The sequence below is a fragment of the Marinicauda algicola genome, assembly GCF_017161425.1.
Lineage (GTDB): Bacteria > Pseudomonadota > Alphaproteobacteria > Caulobacterales > Maricaulaceae > Marinicauda > Marinicauda algicola.
This window is the reverse complement of sequence record NZ_CP071057.1, coordinates 3087757-3104667: the sequence shown is the minus strand read 5'-3', so window position 1 is coordinate 3104667 and position 16911 is coordinate 3087757. Positions and strand designations below refer to the sequence as shown.

Genomic DNA, 16911 nt, shown 5'->3' with positions numbered 1-16911 from the left:
TCCTGCCCCGTTCGCGGGGGAGGTGTCGGCGAAGCCGAGGGAGAGGGCGGGCGCCTGCCCCCTCCACCACTTCGTGGTCCCCCTCCCCCGCGAGCGGGGGAGGACATCGCGTCGCGCCACGTTCACAGCCGCGCCACCCCGAAGGCATTGGGCTTGAGCACCCGGCGTCCGGCCTCGGCGCAGATATTGAGGCACTCGATCAGCAGCGCGCGGGTGTCGCGCGGATCGACGATCCCGTCATCCCAGAGCCGGGCCGTGGCGAACAAAGCGTGGGACTGTTCCTCCAGCGAGGCCTTGATCATGTCGGACATGGCCTTCAGGCCCTCTTCGTCCGTCTCCTGACCGGCGCGCTCGTTCTTGGCGCGGGTGATGATCTCCATCACCTTGGCGGCCTGGGCCCCGCCCATCACCGCGGTGCGCGCGCTCGGCCAGGCGAAGATGAAGCGCGGATCGAAGCCGCGCCCGCACATGCCGTAATTGCCCGCGCCGTAACTGCCGCCGAGCACGATGGTGATCTTCGGCACGCGCGCATTGGCGACGGCCTGGATCATCTTCGAGCCGTGCTTGATCGCGCCCTCGGCTTCTGCCCGGGTGCCGACCATGTAGCCGGTGGTGTTCTGCAGGAAGATGAGCGGCGTATCCGACTGGTCGCAGAGCTGGATGAACTGGCCGGCCTTGGTGGAGCCCTCCGGCTGGATCGGGCCGTTGTTTCCGAGAATGCCGACGAGCTGCCCGCCGATGCGGGCATGGCCGCACACCGTCTCGGACCCGTAGCGCGCCTTGAACTCCAGGAAGTCGGAGGCATCCACGATGCGGGCGATGACGTCCTTGACGTCGTAAGGCGTCCTGTCGTCGGCCGGCACGACGCCCATCAGCTCGTCGGCCGGGTAAGCCGGCGCCTCGCCCCCGCCGGGAGGGGTGGCCGCATCCCAGTTCAGCTTGTCCATGATCTCGCGGGCATAGGCGAGCGCCTGGGCATCGTCCTCGGCGACGTATTCGCCAAGGCCCGTCACCTCGCCGTGCAGGTCGGCCCCGCCCAGTTCCTCCTCCCCGGCATCCTCCCCGATCGCGGCTTTGACGAGCGGCGGGCCGGCGAGGAAGATCCTGGACTTGCCCCGTACAAGGACGACGTAGTCGGAAAGCCCCGGCAGATAGGCCCCGCCGGCGGTCGACGAGCCGTGAACGACGGCGATCTGGGGAATTCCGGCCGCGCTCAGGCGCGCCTGGTTGGCAAAGCCCCGCCCGCCATCGACGAAGATCTCGGCCTGGTAGAGCAGATTGGCGCCGCCGGACTCCACGAGGTGGATCATCGGCAGCTTGTTTTCGAGCGCGATCTCCTGCGCGCGCAGGGACTTCTTCAGGCCCATCGGGGCGACCGTGCCGCCCTTGATGGCGCTGTCGCTCGCCGAGACCACGCAGCGCTTGCCGCACACCACGCCGATGCCGGTCACCATGCCGCCGCCCGCCGCGCCGCGGTCGCCGTCATCGTCGTGCATCTTCAGTCCCGCGAGCGGGGCGATCTCGATGAAGGGGGCATCCCGGTCGAGCAGGCGCGCCACGCGCTCGCGCGGCAGAAGCTGGCCGCGCTCCTCGAAGCGTTCCTTCTTGGCGGCGGAGTTGGCGCGCACCTTCTCCTCGAGCGCGCGCACCTCAGCCAGCTTTGCCGCCATCGCCTCGGCATTGGCCTTGAACTCGGGGCTCTGGGGATTGAGGCGGGAATTGAGGACCGGCATCAGCTTTCCTCCCCGCGCAGGACTTGCGGCGGCACGGCGCGGTGGAAGCCGTTATAGACCTCGAACCTGTCGTGGTCTTCCAGCGGGAAGGCCGGATTGCCGAGCGGCGCGCCGCCATCGATGGCAAGCGTCACCCCGGTGATGAAGCTCGCCGCGGGCGACAGCAGGAACACGATGGCCGCGGAGACTTCCGCCTCCGAGCCGAGGCGCTTGGCCGGCAGGTGCTGCTTCAGGTACGGGATCATCGCCTTCACCGCCCCGCCATAGGTGTCCATGCCCGAGGACGCGATCCAGCCGGGCGCGACCGCGTTCACGCGCACGCCGTGCCTGGCCCACTCGTAGGCCGCCGTCATGGTGAGATTGCTCATGCCCGCCCGCGCGGCGCCGGAATGGCCCATGCCGGGCATGCCGCCCCACATGTCGGCGGTCATGTTGACGATCGCCCCGCCGTGTTCGGCCATGCTCGCCTGAAACACCTCGCGCATGACGAGGAAGCCGCCGGTCAGGTTGGTTGCGACGACGGCCTCCCAGCCCTTCCTGGAGATGTCCTTCAGCTCGGCCGGGAACTGCCCGCCGGCATTGTTGACGAGGCCGTGGACGGGTCCGTGCGCCGCGACGATCTCGCCGATCGCGGCCTTGACGGCCTCCTCGTCGCGAATGTCGAAGGCGCTCGTCTCGCACTGCCCGCCATCGGAGCGGATTTCCTGCGCGGTCGCCGCGAGCTTGTCGGCCTTGCGCCCGGTGATGACGACCCTTGCGCCGAGATGAGCCAGCTCGTGCGCGGTGCAGCGCCCGATCCCCGAGCCGCCGCCGGTCACGATGACGGTCCGGCCCTCGAAGAGGCCGGGCCTGAACACGCTGTCATACTGGCCGGTCCCGCTCATCGCGCCGCGCGTCTCCTCCCCGTTTCGGCCCGTTGCGGGCTCGTCCGGGAACCGACCTTCCCTCATGGCTGACGTATACGTCAAGTGCCTCTTGTAAGGGGAAGCATGCGGCGCTAATGATTTGACCATGGACGACGTACGGTCATCATCTCGCGACGCCGGCGAGGCGCTCTACGGCATCGCCGATCTCGCCGAGGCGTTCGGCGTGACGCCGCGCGCCATCCGCTTCTACGAGGATAAGGGCCTCCTGCACCCGCGCCGCGTGGGGCAGCAGCGCATCTACACCGAGGCCGACAAGCGCCGGCTGAGCCTGATCCTTCGCGCCAAGGCGATCGGCTCGAAGCTGTCCGACATCAAGACCTTCCTCGACCTCTACGGGCGCGAGGGCGAGGGCCGGGAGCGCCAGCTCAGATTCGTCATCGAGAAGACGGCCGAGAAGATCGCCGAGCTGGAAGACAAACGCGCCCAGATCGATACGACGCTCGCCGAGCTCAAGGTGATCCACGACGGCGCGAAGGAGCGCCTCGCGCGGCGCGTCCGCTAGACGCCGGCAAGTTCGCGGCGCACTAGCCAGCGCACCGCCGGTGCGGGCAGGAGCTTCATCAGCAGATAGGAGCGCCGCATGGCCGCGCCGGTCAGCACGAAGTCCTTGCCGGTTTCCAGCCCCCTGACGATGTCGCGCGCGACCTCTTCGGCCGTGGTGGTGGCGATGGAGTCGAAGGTGCGGATATGGGCCATGTCCGCGTCGGTCTTGAAGTCGGTATCCCTGACCGCTGCCGGGCAGACCGTCAGCACGCGGACAGGGCTTGCGGCCTCCTTCAGCTCGGCGGCGAGCGCCTCGGAATAGTGCTTCACGAAGGCCTTGGTGGCGGCATAGACCGCGAGGCCCGGCGCGGGCTGGTAGGCCGAGTTGGAGGCGATGTTGACGATCGATCCGCCCCCGGCGTCCTCCATCACGGGGATGAAGGCGCGCGTGAGGGCATGCAGGGCGGAGACGTTGACGGCGATCATCGCGCGCTCGCGCTCGAAGGCGATATCCTTGCTCAGCCCGTAGGCGCCGAAGCCGGCATTGTTGACGAGCGCGTCGATGCGCTCGGCCCTGGACAGGGCCCAGTTGACCACCTCCTCGGGGGTGCCGGGCGCCGAGAGATCGATCGGGAGGCCCTCGACCTGCGCATCCGGATGATCGGCGAGCAGGGCGCGTCGGCCGTCCTCGATCTCCTGCGCCTTCAGCGAGGCCCAGAGCAGGCGATCGCCGCGCCGCGCGAACTCGCGCGACAGGGCCAGGCCGATGCCGCGCGAGCCGCCGGTGACGAGGACGGTCCGGCTCATCGTTCGCGGCCTCCGGGCAGCGGATAGGTCTCCACGCCTTCCCGCTCGAGGCCGGCGACCCACAGCGCGCCCTGCCAGGGCAGGATCGTGGTGATCCCGAAATCCTGGTCGTCCGGCCCTAGGAGCGCATGGACGGGCTCGCCTTCGGGCGTGATCGCGAGGCCCATGACGGGCCGCGGCGGAAGCTCGGGCAGGCCCGCGACCTGGATCCAGCGCCAGGCAAGCCGCTTCACGAAGGGGCGCGGATGCAGCGGCTCCAGCTCCGGGCTGCGCCGCGAGGGCAGCGCGATCCAGATGAGACCGCGCCCGGCGTCGAATTCGAGATTGTCGGGATAGCCGGGAAGCCCGTCGATGATGACCCGGTGCTCGCCGGAGGCCGGGTCGAGCTCCCAGACCTGCCCGGCCCAGGTCTCGTTGACGTAGACGAGGCCCGTCGCCGGATCGTGGTCGACCCCGTTGATGAAGGCGCGCCCTTCCATCAGCACGGTGTATTCGCCAGGGGCCGTGACGCGGTAGACCACCCCGGTCTGCTCGCCTTCGAGGAAGGAGGTCATGTATTCGCCGTAGCCATAGCGCCGCGAGGCGTCGGTGAGGATCACCGAGCCGTCCGCCAGCACGGTGAGATCGTCGGTGAAGACGAGCGGCCCGCCCTCGCTCTCGTCGGCGAGCCAGGTCTGCCAGCCGGTCTGTGTCCGCTTCAGGAGGCCCTTGAGCGCATCGGCGACGAACAGGGCGCCGTCCGGGCCGAAGGCGAGGCCGAGCGGGCGCCCGCCGGTATGGGCGAATTCCTCCCAGCCCCCTTCGGGAGCGCGCGCCAGGATGCGCCCGTCGGCGAGGCTGGTATAGAGCCGTCCGTCCGGGCCGGGCTCGAGATCCTCCGCGCCGAAGAAGTCGCCCTCGCGCGCCAGCGGCTCGAGCGGGTCTGTGAACATCGCGTCGAGTTCGGGATCGAGCGGCACCGGCTCGAAGCGCTGCGCCTGCAGCGCGCCCGGCCCGTAGGCGAGCCCCAGCAGCAAGAGGACGACGATACCGAGCGCGATCGCGCCCCGGACGATCCAGGTCATGGCTTTCCTCCCCGGCCCGTTTTCAAGGCTTTGCCGGCGGGAAGATTGCGGAGGATCGCGCCGGCACGCAAGCGGCTTCAGGTCACCGCCTTGCGTACATTGAACTCGGGGCGCTCGTATTCGCGCGTCTCGACGACCTCCATCATCTGCAGGGCCGCGTCGAAGACCTCCGCATACGACAGGTAGAGCGGGCTGAAGCCGAAGCGCATCAGGTCCGGCGCGCGGAAATCGCCGATGATGCCGCGCGCGATGAGCGCCTGCACCACCGCGTAGCCGTGCGGGTGGCGGATGCAGACATGCCCGCCGCGCCGCTCCCCGATGCCCGGCGAGATGGTGGCAAGGCCGAGCTCGCCGGCGGCCTGAAGGAAGATGTCGCCGAGCCGCCGCGCCTTCTCCTCGACCCGGGCGAGATCGAGCCCGTCATAGGCCTCCAGCGCGGCCTTCAGGCTGGTGATCGCCAGGATCGAGGGCGAGGAGGTGATGAAGCGGCGGATATCGCCGGCCGGCACGTAGCCGTCGGTGAAATCGAAGGGCGCGGCATGGCCGAGCCAGCCGGTCAGGGGATGGTCGATGTCCCCGATGAGGTCGGACCGGCAATAGAGGAAGGCCGGCGCGCCGGGCCCGCCATTGAGGAATTTGTAGCCGCAGCCGACCGCATATTTCGCCCCGTCGCGCTTCAGGTGCAGGTCGACGAGGCCGGTGGCATGGGAAAGGTCCCAGACGATGTCGAGCCCCGTCTGCTTCGCCTCGGCTTCCCATCGGGCGATGTCGGCGATCTCGGCGGTCTTGTAGTGGACCGCGCTCCTGACGAGGACGCCGATGTCCTTGTTCATGTCCGCCGGCGAGGTGCCCGGCTCGACATAGGCGAAGGGGCAGCCGGCGAGCCTGGACAGGCCTTCGAGCACGTAGCCGTCGGTCGGGAAGTCCCCGCGTTCGACCGCCACCGCCTTGCCGGGCCTGGTCCGGATCAGCGCGGCGGCGAGCTTGAAGATGAGGATGGTGACCGTGTCCGCGCACACCACCTCGCCTTCGTCCGCGCCGATCAGGCGGGCGAGCTTCGCGCCCGTCGTCAGCGGCAGGTCCATCCAGCCGGCATCGTTCCACGACTTGATGAGGCCGCGCCCCCACTCCACGCGCGCCGCTTCCTCGAGGCGTTCCAGCGCGCGCCTGGGCGGGGGACCCAGCGAATTGCCGTCGAGATAGATGACGCCGTCGGGAAGGTCGAACCGGTCGCGCGCGCCCTTCAGCGGATCGTCCGCATCGAGCCGCGCGATCTCTTCACGCTCGGGTAGGGCCATGGGCGAACCTCAGAGAGGTCCGCGGGCGGTGATGCCGCCATCCACGATCAGGCACTGGCCGGTCATGTAGCTCGACGCGTCGCTCGCGAGATAATGAATGGCCGCGGCCATGTCCTCGGGCTGGCCGACGCGCTGGATCGAGAAATTGCGCTGCATCATGCCTTCCAGTTCGGGATTGGAGGTGAGCGCGCTGGCGAGCTTGGTCTCGGTGAGGCCCGGACACAGCGCGTTCACGCGCACGCCGAACCCGCCGCATTCCTGGGCGAGGACCTGCGTGGCGGAGATCAGAGCGGCCTTGGAGATCGAGTAGGCGCCCTGAAAGAAGCCCGGCCGGATGCCGTTGATCGAGGCGACATTGACGATCGCGCCCTTGCCCTGCTCCTTCATGAAGGTGTTCACCGCCAGCGAGGACAGGAAGAACGGACCCTTCACATTGACCTCGAACGTCTTGTCCCAGGCGCTGTCGGGCGTGTCGCGCGCCTCGCCGAAATAGGGCGAGGTGGCACCGTTGTTGACCAGGATGTCGAGCCGGCCCTCGTTCGCCTTGATGTCCTCCATCGCCTTCTCGCGATGCTCGGCCTCGCCCAGGTGGAGCACCATGGCGCGCGCCTTGCCGCCTTCCTTGACGATCGCATCGGCGACGGCCTGGCAGTCGGCGATCTTGCGGCTGGAGCAGATCACCATGGCGCCGTTGCGCGCCAGGCGCCTGGCGGTGGCTTCCCCGATTCCGCGGCTCGCCCCTGCGATGAGCGCGACACGGCCCTCCAGCGACAGATCCTTTTCCGACATGAGCAGTCCTCCCGTTTCGTGATTTGGCGCGAGCCTAGACCGGCACTCCCGCGATGGCGAGAGGTGCCCTCGAACGAAATGCGGCGGCTTCGCCTGAAGCCGCCGCATCCTGTCGATCACACCGGAAAACTACTCCTCCTCCTCGCTCCCGATCAGCTCCTCCAGCGGCAGTTCCTGGGCCGGCGGTTCGCCGCCTTCGCCCATGAGATAGTGGTCGAACCAGCGCATCATGCGGTGGGCGTAGTCGAACTGGGCGGCGGCCCCGCGGTTGCCGTGGCCCTCTCCGGGATAGAAGATCAGCCGCACGGGCGTGTCGGTGCGCACCTTCATGTGCCGGTAGAGCTCCATCGACTGGCTGGGATGCACGCGGGTGTCCTCCTCGCCGTGCAGGATGAGCAGCGGCGTCTGCGCCTTGTCGACATGGAAGATCGGGCTGCGCTCCAGGAAGAAGCGCCAGTCTTCCCACGGCCAGATGCGGGCGTGGACATGGTACATCTCGGTCGGGATGTCGGTCGTGCCGAACTTGGAGATGTTGTCGGAGATGCCGACGAAGGCGACCGAGGCGGCAAAGTGCTCGGACAGCGCGGTCGCGCCCCACATCGAGGCATAGCCGCCATAGGACCCGCCGGTGATTCCGGCCCGGTCGGGATCGACGATGCCGGCCTCGGCAAGGGCGTCGACCGCGTCGACGAGATCGTCGAACTCGGTCCCGGCATAGTCCTGCTGGTGGGCCTTGGCGAAGTCCACCCCGCGCCCGGTCGAGCCGCGATAGTTCGGATAGTAGACCGCATAGCCATCGCCCGCCCCGATATGTCCGGGATCGGAATAGCTCGTCAGCCAGCCGTCGCTGTCATGGGCCTCCGGCCCGCCGTGGACGGTCAGGATGAGCGGCCAGCCGCCCTCGGGCGCCTCGCCCGGCGGGGTGATCAGCACCCCGTCGATGCGCACGCCATCGCGCGCCTCGTAGGAGAAGACCCGCTGCTCGCCCAGCTGCAGGCCGGCCAGGAGCGGGTTGTGGTCGTGCAGGCGGCGCAGGTTGCCGCGCCGGTCGCCGAAGAAGACCTCGCGCGGATGGCGCGCGGAGTCCGCGATCGCGGCGAAGCGTCCGCTGCGGTGATCGAGATCGAAGTCGCGCACCACCACATCGTCCTGCACCACGCGCCGCTCCTCGCGCCCGGTGACCGAATAGGTGACGAGCGCGCTCTGCGTGCTGACATGTGCCAGCGCCAGGATGGAGTCGTTGTCGAGCCAGTCCGCATCCTGGACGTGCTGCTCGGCCGCGCGGGCGATCAGCGTGTACGCGCCGGACGAGGCATCGACGACGGCCAGCGTGCCGGCGGCAGGATCGTTCACGTCGACGCCGGTGATGAAGGCGAGCCGGGAATCGTCGGGCGAGAAGGCGACCTGGCCGATCTTGCCGTCGGTCTCCACGACCGCGCGCACCTCGCCGCCGTCGGTCTCCACGATGTGCCAGCGCCGGTTCATGTAGAAATCGTCGATCAGCGGGGTCGGGGCGAGCGCCACGGCGATCGTCTCGCCGGAATGGGACATCTCGATATCGCTGACATCGCCGTCCAGATCGAAACGCCCGGGCTCGCCGACTTGCCCGTCCTCGAAGCGCACGCTCCAGAGGTAGGAATAGTCGGGGTCTTCCTCATAGGCATAGGCGTCGAAGCCCCTGTCCTCGAAGGGCTCGTCCTCCTCCTTCGCCTCGGCGACGAAGTAGAGGGTCTGCCCATCCGGGCCCCAGACATAGCGCGAGAGATCGTTCTCGTGGGCGAACAGGCGCACCGCCTCGCCCCCTTGCGGATCGATCTCGTAGAGCGCGCGATGCTCGTCCTCGCCGCGCTTGGCGGTGAAGGTCACGGTTCCGGCGCCCGGCCGCCAGGCGACGTCCGACACGGTGATGTCGCCCTGCACATAGGCCCTCGGCGTCTGCCCGCGCCGGCCGATCCAGAGGTGGATGTCGGCCGCCCCGTTCTCCTCGCCCTCGGCGATGTTGCGCGGGTCGGAGAGGGCGTAGGCGACATGCTCGCCGTCCGGGGACAGCGCGGCGGAGCCGACCTGGCCGATCTCGAACAGGTGCTCGATCTCCATGGGGCTCTGGGCTTGCGCGCCGGCGGCAAGCGCTCCGGCAGCGAGCAGGCCGGCGAAATGGCGGATGTGCGGGCGGTGTCTCATCGTCTCCTCCATTGGTCGGTCTCGTTTTGACCGGGGTTATAACGCGCCAGCGCCCGGAAACGAGGCCCGGAACGGAAAAAGGGGCCGGACGCGCGGCGTCCGGCCCCGGTTTTCCGGCGGTTTCGACCGGTTATTCCCCGTCCAGACCGAGCAGGTCCTCGTAGGGCAGCTCGTGGGCCGGCGGTTCGCCGCCCTCGCCCTGGAGATAGTGCTCCATCCAGCGCATCAGGCGCAGCGCATAGTCGTACTGCGCCGCCGCATTGCGGTTGCCGTGGCCCTCGCCGGGATAGGTGACCAGGCGTACCGGCGCCTCGCCCGCCATCTTCAGATAGCGGTAGAGCTCGTAGGACTGGGACGGGTCGACGCGGGTGTCGGCCTCGCCGTGCAGGATCAGCGTCGGCGTGGTCGAGCCCGGCGCGTGGCGGATCGGGGAGTGCTCGAGATAGCTCTGCCAGTCCTGCCAGGGATATTGCATGAAGTGGACATCGACCATCTCGACCGGGATCTCGGTCGTGCCGAAGAAGCTGATGAGGTCGGTCAGCGCCACGAAGGGCACCGAGGCCGCGAAGTGCTCGGACGCGATCGTCGCGCCCCAGGCCGAGGCGAAGCCGCCATAGGAGCCGCCGGTGATGCCGACCTTGTCCGGGTTCACGATGCCCGCTTCGGACAGAGCCCCGATCGCGTCGACGAGGTCGTTGAACTCCTCGCCCGGCGCGTCCTGGTGGTCGAGCTTGGCGAACATCTCGCCGCGCCCGGTCGAGCCGCGATAGTTGGGATAGAAGACCGCGAAGCCGCGGCCCGCGCCGATATGGCCGGGACGCGAATAGCCGGTCACCCAGCCGTTGGAATCGTGGGCTTCCGGGCCGCCATGCACGGTCATGATCAGCGGCCAGCCACCCTCGGGCGCCTCGCCGCGCGGCGTCACCAGCACGCCTTCGACGCGCACGCCGTCGCGCGCCTCGAAGCTGAAGCCGCGCTGGTCGCCGAAGGCGATCCCGGAGAGCCAGGGATTGGAATTCGTCCAGCGCCGGAAGTCGCGGCGCTGCGAGACGAAGAGCTCGCGCGGGTGGCCGGGGGCATCGGCGACGAGCGCCAGGCGCCCCGAGCGCGCGTCGCGGTCCATCGCATTGGCCACGAAGTCGGAGAAGACCGTGCGGCGCACCTCGTCGCCATCGACATCGTATTCGACGAGCGCGCTCTGCAGCCCGGCATGGACGAGCACGACGAGACGGTCGTTGCTTTCCCAGTCCATGGTCTGGACGTGCTGCTCGGCCTCGCGTGCGATCGCGGAATACTCTCCGCTGCGCACGTCGGCGACGTGGACGGTCTGGGCCACCGGGTCGGCGCGGTCGACCGCGGCAAGGAAGGCGAACCGGCGCGCGTCGGGCGAGAACACGCCCTCCCCGATCTTGCCGGGCGTCGCGATCTCGGCGCGGACCTCGCCGCTTTGCGCATCGAGGATGTGCCAGCGGGTTTCCATCAGCGCGTCGTCGATCAGCGGGGTCGGGGCGAGCGCGACGGCGAGAAGGGCCCCGTCCGGGCTCAGCGCGAGATCGTTCGCATTGCCGGCGAGCTCGAACTGGACCGCATCGGGATCCTCCTCGCCGAGATCGACGCGATAGAGGCGCGAGAAGGTCTCGTCCTCCTCGTAGACATTGGCGCGGAAGCCGCGCTCGTACAGCGTGTCGGCGTGCTCGCCCGCCTCCTCGGCGGCGATGAAGTAGACGGTCTCGCCGTCCGGCGCGAAGGCATAGGCCTGGATCGAGGTGTCGTGCTCGAACAGCTTCCTCGCCTCGCCGCCGTCGATGCGGATCTCGTAGAGCGAGGTCGCCTCGTCGTCCTCGCCGCGCGACAGGAAGGTCAGGCGCTCCTCGCCCTGCCATTCGAGCCCGCCGAAGCTCTGATGCTCGACATAGAGACGGCCGCGGTCGGGACCGGAGGTGACGTAGAGCGAGGTGCGCGGCGTGCCGTCATCGGCGCCTTCCACGACGTCGCGCGGCTCGACGAGCACGTAGGCGACATGGTCGCCGCCGGGCTGGACGACGGCGGTGCCGACCTGCCTGAGGTCGAACAGGTCCTCGATCTCGAGCGGGCGCTGGGCCTCGGCCGAGGCGGCGCCGAGCGCGAGGATCGCGCCGAGGCCGGCCGCCTTCAGGCTGGACAGGGGTGTGCTCATTTCTTCTCCTCCCGGAAGTGGTCGATGCTGCGCTATCTATAGCGCAGCAACACATCGGGAAAGAAAGCGATCCGTCGCAGGCGGCGATTCTCGCGCCCGCCGTGCGCAGCGCCTATTCCTCGCTCGTCAGGGTCGGCGCGAGCGTGGTCACCTCCACGCTCACCTCCATGCCCGCCGCATCCGAGGTCATGCCCTCGAAACTGCCCGCCAGCGGCACGGCCTGGCCGGCCGTGCGCGCGACACCGGTCTTGATCAGCGAGCCCGAGGCGACATTGCCGTTGGTCGGGTCGAACTCGATCCAGCCCGCGCCGGGCAGGAAGATCGTCACCCAGGCATGGGTCGCGCCCGAGCCCTGCTTGCCGTCGCGCTCGCCGTTGACGGCCGCGTCGAGCGAGGGATCGTAGAGATAGCCCGTCACGAAGCGCGCCGCGAAGCCGAGCCGGCGCGCCAGCTCGCACATCAGAACGGCATAGTCGCGGCACGAGCCCGACCTGCGCGCGATCGTGTCGGCCGGCGTCCTCACGCCCGGCTCCTCGCGGCGCTGATAGTCGAATTCCTCGTGGATCGCCTGGTTCATGGTCTCCAGGATCTTCCAGGTCTCCCCGCTGCCGGCCTGGGTGAAGCGGCGCGCGAAGGCCTGCACCGTTCCGTCCGGGTCGGAATAGTGGCTCATGATGGAGGGGGCGAGATCGACCTGCTGCTCGGGCCGGTACTCGAACGGGTAGAGCCGGGCGTGCTCGTCGATCGGAAAGACCGGCTCCTCGACATGGGAGCGCACGACCTCGAACGTGCACTCCACCTCGAGCACGTCGCTCTCCCCCTCGAAATCGAACAGCGTGACCGCATTGGAGAACACGTCGTGGACCCAGTGGACGACCGCTTCGGGCCGGGTCTCGAAACGCATGGAGATGAGGCGCAGGTCGGGCGCGTCGATCGGCCGGAACATGCCGCGGTGCTGACCGAAGCGCACCGGCTTGTGATAGCGATACCGGGTGAGGTGGCGCACCTGGAACAGGTCGGTGCGCACGCGGGCAAGCTGGTTCACGGCGTCCTCGCTCGGCCGGGCCGGGGATGAAGACGACTGTGCGCCGATTCTCGCCTCCCTGGAGTCGGGGTTTGCGCCCGTGCGTTCAACCGGATCCGAAATAACGGCTCGCGATCGCGTTGGCAAAACCGTTGAGGTCGCGCTGCACCTCGTCGAGATAGGTATGCAGGCCGTGGCCGACCAGCGCTTCGGGCCTGTCCTGCATGCGCGTCGCCAGCGCGGTGCGCGCCACGACGAGGGCCTGGTCGGGGGGCGCGCTGTAATCGGTCTCCAGGTCGTCGAGCCGGGAGAAGGCCTGCAGCATGGACAGGCGCACCGACCGCGGGAAATCGGAATCGAACAGCAGGAAGGCGGCCGCGTCGGCGGGGTCGACATTGACCCGGTGCTTGCGCCGGAAGGCCTGGTAGCCCGAAGCCTGGCGCAGCAGCGAGTTCCACCACGCGCCGGTGGGGATCGCCCCGTCCTCGCCGAGCGCCATCAGCTTGAAGTTGGAAATATCCATCAGGCGCGTGGTCTGGTCGGCCCGTTCCAGTTCGCAACCCAGCTTGTGGAACAGCCAGGCCTCGTCGCGATACCAGGTGGAATCCACCACCCCGAAATGGGCCTGGCAGCCGAGCCGGATCGACTCGCAGATCTCGTTGAGCCTGGGCAAGGTGACCTTGCGCGCGGTCAGGCCTTCGACGGTGCCGTGCAGCATATTGATCTGGCGCCACATCTCGGTCGGGATGATGTGGCGCAGGGCGCGCGCGTTCTCGCGCGCGAGCGTCAGCGCGGAGATCACCGAATTGGGATTGTCCTTGTCGAGGATGTACCAGCGCGAGATGGACAGGCCGGTCCTCGACCGCCCCGTCGCCTCGTAGGCCGGCTCGTCGAAGAAGGTCTGCAGGAGCGACGTCCAGCTTTCGGTGTCGTCATTGCCCGCCGAGAGCGCCTCCGTGACCGCGATGAGGCGCGCGAGATTTTCCGCCCGCTCCACGTAGCGGCCGATCCAGAATGCGTTCTCCGCGAAGCGCGATAGCAGATTAACCGAGGACCCAGGTATCTTTTGACCCTCCCCCTTGGCTGGAATTGACGATGATCGAGCCGCGCCTGAGCGCCACCCGCGTGAGCCCGCCCGGCATCACCCAGGTATTCCTGCCCGTGAGCGCGAAGGGTCTGAGATCGACATGGCGCGGGCTCAGCCCCTCGCTCGTCAGGGTCGGGCAGACCGAGAGATTGATCATCGGCTGGGCGATGTAGTTGGCCGGATCGGCCTCGATCGCCTCGCAGACCTCGTCGAGCTCCCTGCGGCTCGCCTTGGGACCCACGACGATGCCGTAGCCGCCCGATTCCCCGACCGGCTTCACGACGAGCTCGGAGATGTGCTCGCGCACATAGCCGCGGTCGTCCTTCTCCCGGCAGAGATAGGTGCGCACGTTCTTCAGGATCGGTTCCTGGTCGAGATAGTAGCGCACGATCTTCGGCACGTAGGCGTAGATCGCCTTGTCGTCGGCGACCCCGGTGCCCGGGGCGTTGGCGATGGTCAGCTTGCCGGCCTTCAGCGCGCGCATCAGCCCCGGCGTGCCCAGCATGGAGTCCTTCCTGAACACCTCCGGATCGAGGAAGGCGTCGTCGATGCGGCGGTAGATGACGTGGACGGGCTCGGGGCCCGCCACGGTCTTCATGAAGACCCGGTCGGTCTCGTCGACATAGAGGTCGCGGCCCTCCACCAGCGGCACGCCCATCTCGCGCGCCAGGAAGACGTGCTCGAAATAGGCCGAGTTGAATATCCCCGGCGTCATCAGCACGATGCGCGGATCGTCCACGCCCGCCGGCGCGGTTTCGGTGAGCTTCTCGCGCAGGCGGAGCCCGTAGTCCGAGACCGGGCGCACCCTCGCGCCCTCCATCAGGTCGGGAAAGAGCCGCATCATCAGATGCCGGTTCTCCACCACGTAGGAGACGCCGGAGGGCGAGCGGCAATTGTCCTCGAGGACGAGGAAGCTGCCGTCGGTGTCGCGGATCACGTCGGTGCCGCAGATATGGGTATAGGTCCCCTGCGGCAGGTCGACCCCGACCATCTCCTTCAGATAATACTTGTTCTTCAGGACGAGGTCCTCCGGGACCACGCCGTCCTTCAGGATCTTCCGGTCGTGATAGATGTCGTGCAGGAAGAGGTTGAGCGCCTCGATGCGCTGCACGATGCCGGCCTCGAGCCCGGCGAAGTCGTCCGCCGTGATCGGGCGCGGCACGATGTCGAACGGCAGAATCCGGTCGATCGTCTTCTCGCCGGAATAGACGGTGAAGGTGATGCCGAGATTGTAGAGCTCGTCCTCGGCGCCCTTCTTGCGACGCGCCAGCGTGCGCAGGTTCCGCTGTCCGAGCCGCTTGAGGAAGAGTTTCGCGATCTCCGGATCGTCCTTGCGATCGGTGATCTCGCAAAAACTGTCCGCGTGGTCGTATCCTTCAAAGAGCGACTGCGTGGCCATCCATCCGTCCCGGTTGCTTGGGGCGAGCCTCGCACGGATAGTGGCGTCCACGCAAAGCCGTCCCGGTCCGCGTGAAGAACGCGCCGGATGCGCGAACGTTCGCCGAGGAGCGAGAACCATGGCAGCGACCGCCCGGGCCTGCGCCCCCGCCAGCATCGGCAATGTCGGCGTCGGCTTCGACGTGCTCGGCCATGCCTTCAACGCTGCCTGGGACACCGTCACGGCGAAGCGCGACCGCGAGCCCGGCGTGCGCCTCGGTGCGGTGACCGGAACCGTCAGGCGCCTGCCGAGCGATGTGGAGGACAATGCGTGCCTGGCCGCCGCCGACGCGGTGCTGAAGGCCGCCGGCGCGCGCTTCGGCCTGGTGGTGGAGATCGAGAAGGGCATCCCCCTCTCGGCCGGGATGGGCGGATCGGGCGCCTCGGCCGTGGCCGGCGCCGCGGCGGCCAACGCCCTGCTCGACCGGCCGTTCGGGCGCGAGGCGCTGCTGCCCTTCGCCCTGAAGGGTGAGAAGGCCGCCTCCGGCTCGCCGGCCTGGGACAATGTGCTGCCCGCCCTGTTCGGCGGCATGGTGCTCGCCGCCAGGCTCGATCCGCCGCTCGTGCGCCCGCTGCCCGAGCCGAGGGGCCTCGTGGCCGTTCTCGTTCTTCCCGGCGCGCGCATCGAGACGCGCGCCGCGCGCGAGGTGCTGGGAGCGACGGTCGCGCTCGAGACCGCGGTGGAGCATTCCCGGCGCATCGCCGCCTTCGTCGCGGGCTGCGCCTCGAACGACCTGAAGCTCGTCGAGGCGGGCCTGGAAGACCTGCTGATCGAGCCGCAGCGCGCGAAGCTCCTGCCCTGCCTTCCCATGGTCAAGCATGCGGCCAGGGCTGCCGGGGCGCTGGGCTGCTCGCTTTCCGGCTCGGGCCCGTCCATCTTCGCCTGGGCGCGCGAGAACGACGCGGACACCGTGCGCGAGGCGATGGCCGCGGCGGTCGGCGCTGCCGGTCTCACCGTCCAGAGCTTCACCGCGCCGATCGGCGGGCCCGGCGTGACGGTGGAGCGGGGCTAGCCGCCCAGCCTCGCCAGTCCCGCCTCGGCCAGCGGCCAGACATGGTTGACCGGGCCGGGCCCCTCCCCGAAGCCGGGCGCGCGCGCGATCGCCTCGTGCAGATAGTCGCCGGCCTTTTCCACGCTCTGATCCACCGGCAGGCCGCGGGCGAGGAAGGCGGCGATCGCGCTCGCCAGCGTGCACCCCGTGCCGTGCGTGTTCCTCGTCCTGATCCGCGGGCGGGTGAACAGGCGCACGCCCTTCGGGGTCACCAGGAGATCGATGATCTGGCTGCCCTCGATATGGCCGCCTTTGACCAGCACGTGGGTCGCGCCCATCTCCAGCAGCGCCTCGCCGGCCGCGCGCTGGCTGTCGACGTCCTCCACGACGATCCCGGTTAGCTTCTCCGCCTCCGGCGCGTTCGGGGTGAGCATGAAGGCGCGCGGCACGAGGACGGACTTCATCGCCTGGAGCGCATCCTCCTCCACCAGCACCGCGCCGGAGCTTGCCACCATCACCGGATCGATGACGAGCGGGATTTTCGCGACCCGGTCGCCGAGCGTGTCGGCGACGGTCTCGATCACCGAACTGGTGGCCAGCATGCCGGTCTTGATCGCGTCGGCGCCGATATCGGACAGCACGGCCTCGATCTGGCCGGCAATGATGTCGGCCGGCACGTGATGGGTCGCCGTCACGCCCCTGGTGTTCTGCACCGTCAGCGCGGTGATGGCCGTCGCGCCATAGCCGCCGAGCGCGGCGATGGTCTTGAGGTCGGCCTGGATGCCGGCCCCGCCGGAGGGGTCGGAGCCGGCGATGGAGAGGACGCGGCCTCTGGGTTCGGGCGGGATGGTCTCGTCAGACGCCATGTCGGTGTGCCACTCTTGTTCGCGAAACGAAGGATTGAGGGCGCCTTC

Annotated in this window: 14 protein-coding genes; 2 read left to right on the top strand and 12 right to left on the bottom strand. The window is 68.8% G+C overall.

Annotation, left to right across the window (positions count from 1 at the left end; genetic code table 11):
- Positions 1 to 122: 122 nt before the first annotated feature.
- On the bottom strand, positions 123 to 1733 hold the full coding sequence (locus tag JW792_RS15355) for an acyl-CoA carboxylase subunit beta (RefSeq protein WP_135994926.1): 1611 nt from the start codon (positions 1731 to 1733) through the stop codon (positions 123 to 125).
- Complete coding sequence (locus tag JW792_RS15350) at positions 1733 to 2617, bottom strand: SDR family oxidoreductase (RefSeq protein ID WP_135994927.1); 885 nt, start codon at positions 2615 to 2617, stop codon at positions 1733 to 1735. Before JW792_RS15350 ends, JW792_RS15355 begins: the two co-directional genes overlap by 1 nt.
- Before the next feature lie 127 nt (positions 2618 to 2744).
- Here JW792_RS15350 and JW792_RS15345 point away from each other — a divergent pair, with 127 nt between their 5' ends.
- A complete protein-coding gene (locus JW792_RS15345) occupies positions 2745 to 3161 on the top strand; it encodes a MerR family transcriptional regulator (RefSeq protein WP_135994928.1) in 417 nt (138 codons plus the stop codon).
- Here the strand turns inward: JW792_RS15345 and JW792_RS15340 are convergent.
- The 9 genes from JW792_RS15340 to JW792_RS15300 all read right to left on the bottom strand — a co-directional run bounded on the left by JW792_RS15340 (position 3158) and on the right by JW792_RS15300 (position 14967).
- Positions 3158 to 3949, bottom strand: a complete 792-nt coding sequence (locus tag JW792_RS15340) for an SDR family NAD(P)-dependent oxidoreductase (RefSeq protein ID WP_135994929.1) — start codon at positions 3947 to 3949, stop codon at positions 3158 to 3160. The two genes, JW792_RS15345 and JW792_RS15340, sit on opposite strands and share 4 nt — an antisense overlap.
- Positions 3946 to 5013 (bottom strand): SMP-30/gluconolactonase/LRE family protein, encoded by a 1068-nt coding sequence (locus tag JW792_RS15335; protein WP_135994930.1) that lies wholly within the window; start codon positions 5011 to 5013, stop codon positions 3946 to 3948. Before JW792_RS15335 ends, JW792_RS15340 begins: the two co-directional genes overlap by 4 nt.
- 77 nt (positions 5014 to 5090) lie before the next feature.
- Positions 5091 to 6311 (bottom strand): kynureninase, encoded by a 1221-nt coding sequence (locus JW792_RS15330; protein WP_135994931.1) that lies wholly within the window; start codon positions 6309 to 6311, stop codon positions 5091 to 5093.
- Between the two features lie 9 nt (positions 6312 to 6320).
- Positions 6321 to 7100, bottom strand: coding sequence for a glucose 1-dehydrogenase (locus tag JW792_RS15325; protein ID WP_135994932.1), 780 nt, complete (start codon positions 7098 to 7100; stop codon positions 6321 to 6323).
- Positions 7101 to 7229: 129 nt separating this feature from the next.
- The gene (locus tag JW792_RS15320) at positions 7230 to 9281 is read right to left on the bottom strand and encodes a S9 family peptidase (RefSeq protein WP_135994933.1); all 2052 of its coding nucleotides are present in this window, start codon (positions 9279 to 9281) and stop codon (positions 7230 to 7232) included.
- Between the two features lie 130 nt (positions 9282 to 9411).
- Entirely contained in the window at positions 9412 to 11457 is a 2046-nt protein-coding gene (locus JW792_RS15315) for an alpha/beta hydrolase family protein (protein ID WP_135994934.1), read from the bottom strand.
- A gap of 112 nt (positions 11458 to 11569) precedes the next feature.
- Positions 11570 to 12502 carry a transglutaminase family protein gene (locus JW792_RS15310; protein WP_206340827.1) on the bottom strand — a complete coding sequence of 311 codons (933 nt, stop codon included), beginning with the start codon at positions 12500 to 12502 and terminating at the stop codon, positions 11570 to 11572.
- Between the two features lie 85 nt (positions 12503 to 12587).
- Complete coding sequence (locus tag JW792_RS15305) at positions 12588 to 13478, bottom strand: alpha-E domain-containing protein (protein ID WP_241094990.1); 891 nt, start codon at positions 13476 to 13478, stop codon at positions 12588 to 12590.
- A gap of 46 nt (positions 13479 to 13524) precedes the next feature.
- The gene (locus JW792_RS15300; protein ID WP_135994936.1) at positions 13525 to 14967 is read right to left on the bottom strand and encodes a circularly permuted type 2 ATP-grasp protein; all 1443 of its coding nucleotides are present in this window, start codon (positions 14965 to 14967) and stop codon (positions 13525 to 13527) included.
- Between the two features lie 118 nt (positions 14968 to 15085).
- Between JW792_RS15300 and JW792_RS15295 the strand changes: the two genes are divergently transcribed.
- Positions 15086 to 16018, top strand: coding sequence for a homoserine kinase (locus JW792_RS15295; protein WP_135994937.1), 933 nt, complete (start codon positions 15086 to 15088; stop codon positions 16016 to 16018).
- Here the strand turns inward: JW792_RS15295 and thiD are convergent.
- On the bottom strand, positions 16015 to 16863 hold the full coding sequence (thiD, locus tag JW792_RS15290; RefSeq protein ID WP_135994938.1) for a bifunctional hydroxymethylpyrimidine kinase/phosphomethylpyrimidine kinase: 849 nt from the start codon (positions 16861 to 16863) through the stop codon (positions 16015 to 16017). The genes JW792_RS15295 and thiD overlap by 4 nt on opposite strands.
- Positions 16864 to 16911: the final 48 nt, after the last annotated feature.

Excerpts from the sequence above, each read along its gene's own strand:
- thiD (WP_135994938.1), bottom strand. The coding sequence starts at position 16,863 with ATGGCGTCTGACGAGACCATCCCGCCCGAACCCAGAGGCCGCGTCCTC.
- JW792_RS15355 (WP_135994926.1), bottom strand. The coding sequence starts at position 1,733 with ATGCCGGTCCTCAATTCCCGCCTCAATCCCCAGAGCCCCGAGTTCAAG.
- JW792_RS15295 (WP_135994937.1), top strand. The coding sequence starts at position 15,086 with ATGGCAGCGACCGCCCGGGCCTGCGCCCCCGCCAGCATCGGCAATGTC.
- JW792_RS15325 (WP_135994932.1), bottom strand. The coding sequence starts at position 7,100 with ATGTCGGAAAAGGATCTGTCGCTGGAGGGCCGTGTCGCGCTCATCGCA.
- JW792_RS15345 (WP_135994928.1), top strand. The coding sequence starts at position 2,745 with ATGGACGACGTACGGTCATCATCTCGCGACGCCGGCGAGGCGCTCTAC.
- JW792_RS15330 (WP_135994931.1), bottom strand. The coding sequence starts at position 6,311 with ATGGCCCTACCCGAGCGTGAAGAGATCGCGCGGCTCGATGCGGACGAT.
- JW792_RS15320 (WP_135994933.1), bottom strand. The coding sequence starts at position 9,281 with ATGAGACACCGCCCGCACATCCGCCATTTCGCCGGCCTGCTCGCTGCC.
- JW792_RS15340 (WP_135994929.1), bottom strand. The coding sequence starts at position 3,949 with ATGAGCCGGACCGTCCTCGTCACCGGCGGCTCGCGCGGCATCGGCCTG.
- JW792_RS15350 (WP_135994927.1), bottom strand. The coding sequence starts at position 2,617 with ATGAGCGGGACCGGCCAGTATGACAGCGTGTTCAGGCCCGGCCTCTTC.
- JW792_RS15315 (WP_135994934.1), bottom strand. The coding sequence starts at position 11,457 with ATGAGCACACCCCTGTCCAGCCTGAAGGCGGCCGGCCTCGGCGCGATC.
- JW792_RS15300 (WP_135994936.1), bottom strand. The coding sequence starts at position 14,967 with ATGGCCACGCAGTCGCTCTTTGAAGGATACGACCACGCGGACAGTTTT.
- JW792_RS15335 (WP_135994930.1), bottom strand. The coding sequence starts at position 5,013 with ATGACCTGGATCGTCCGGGGCGCGATCGCGCTCGGTATCGTCGTCCTC.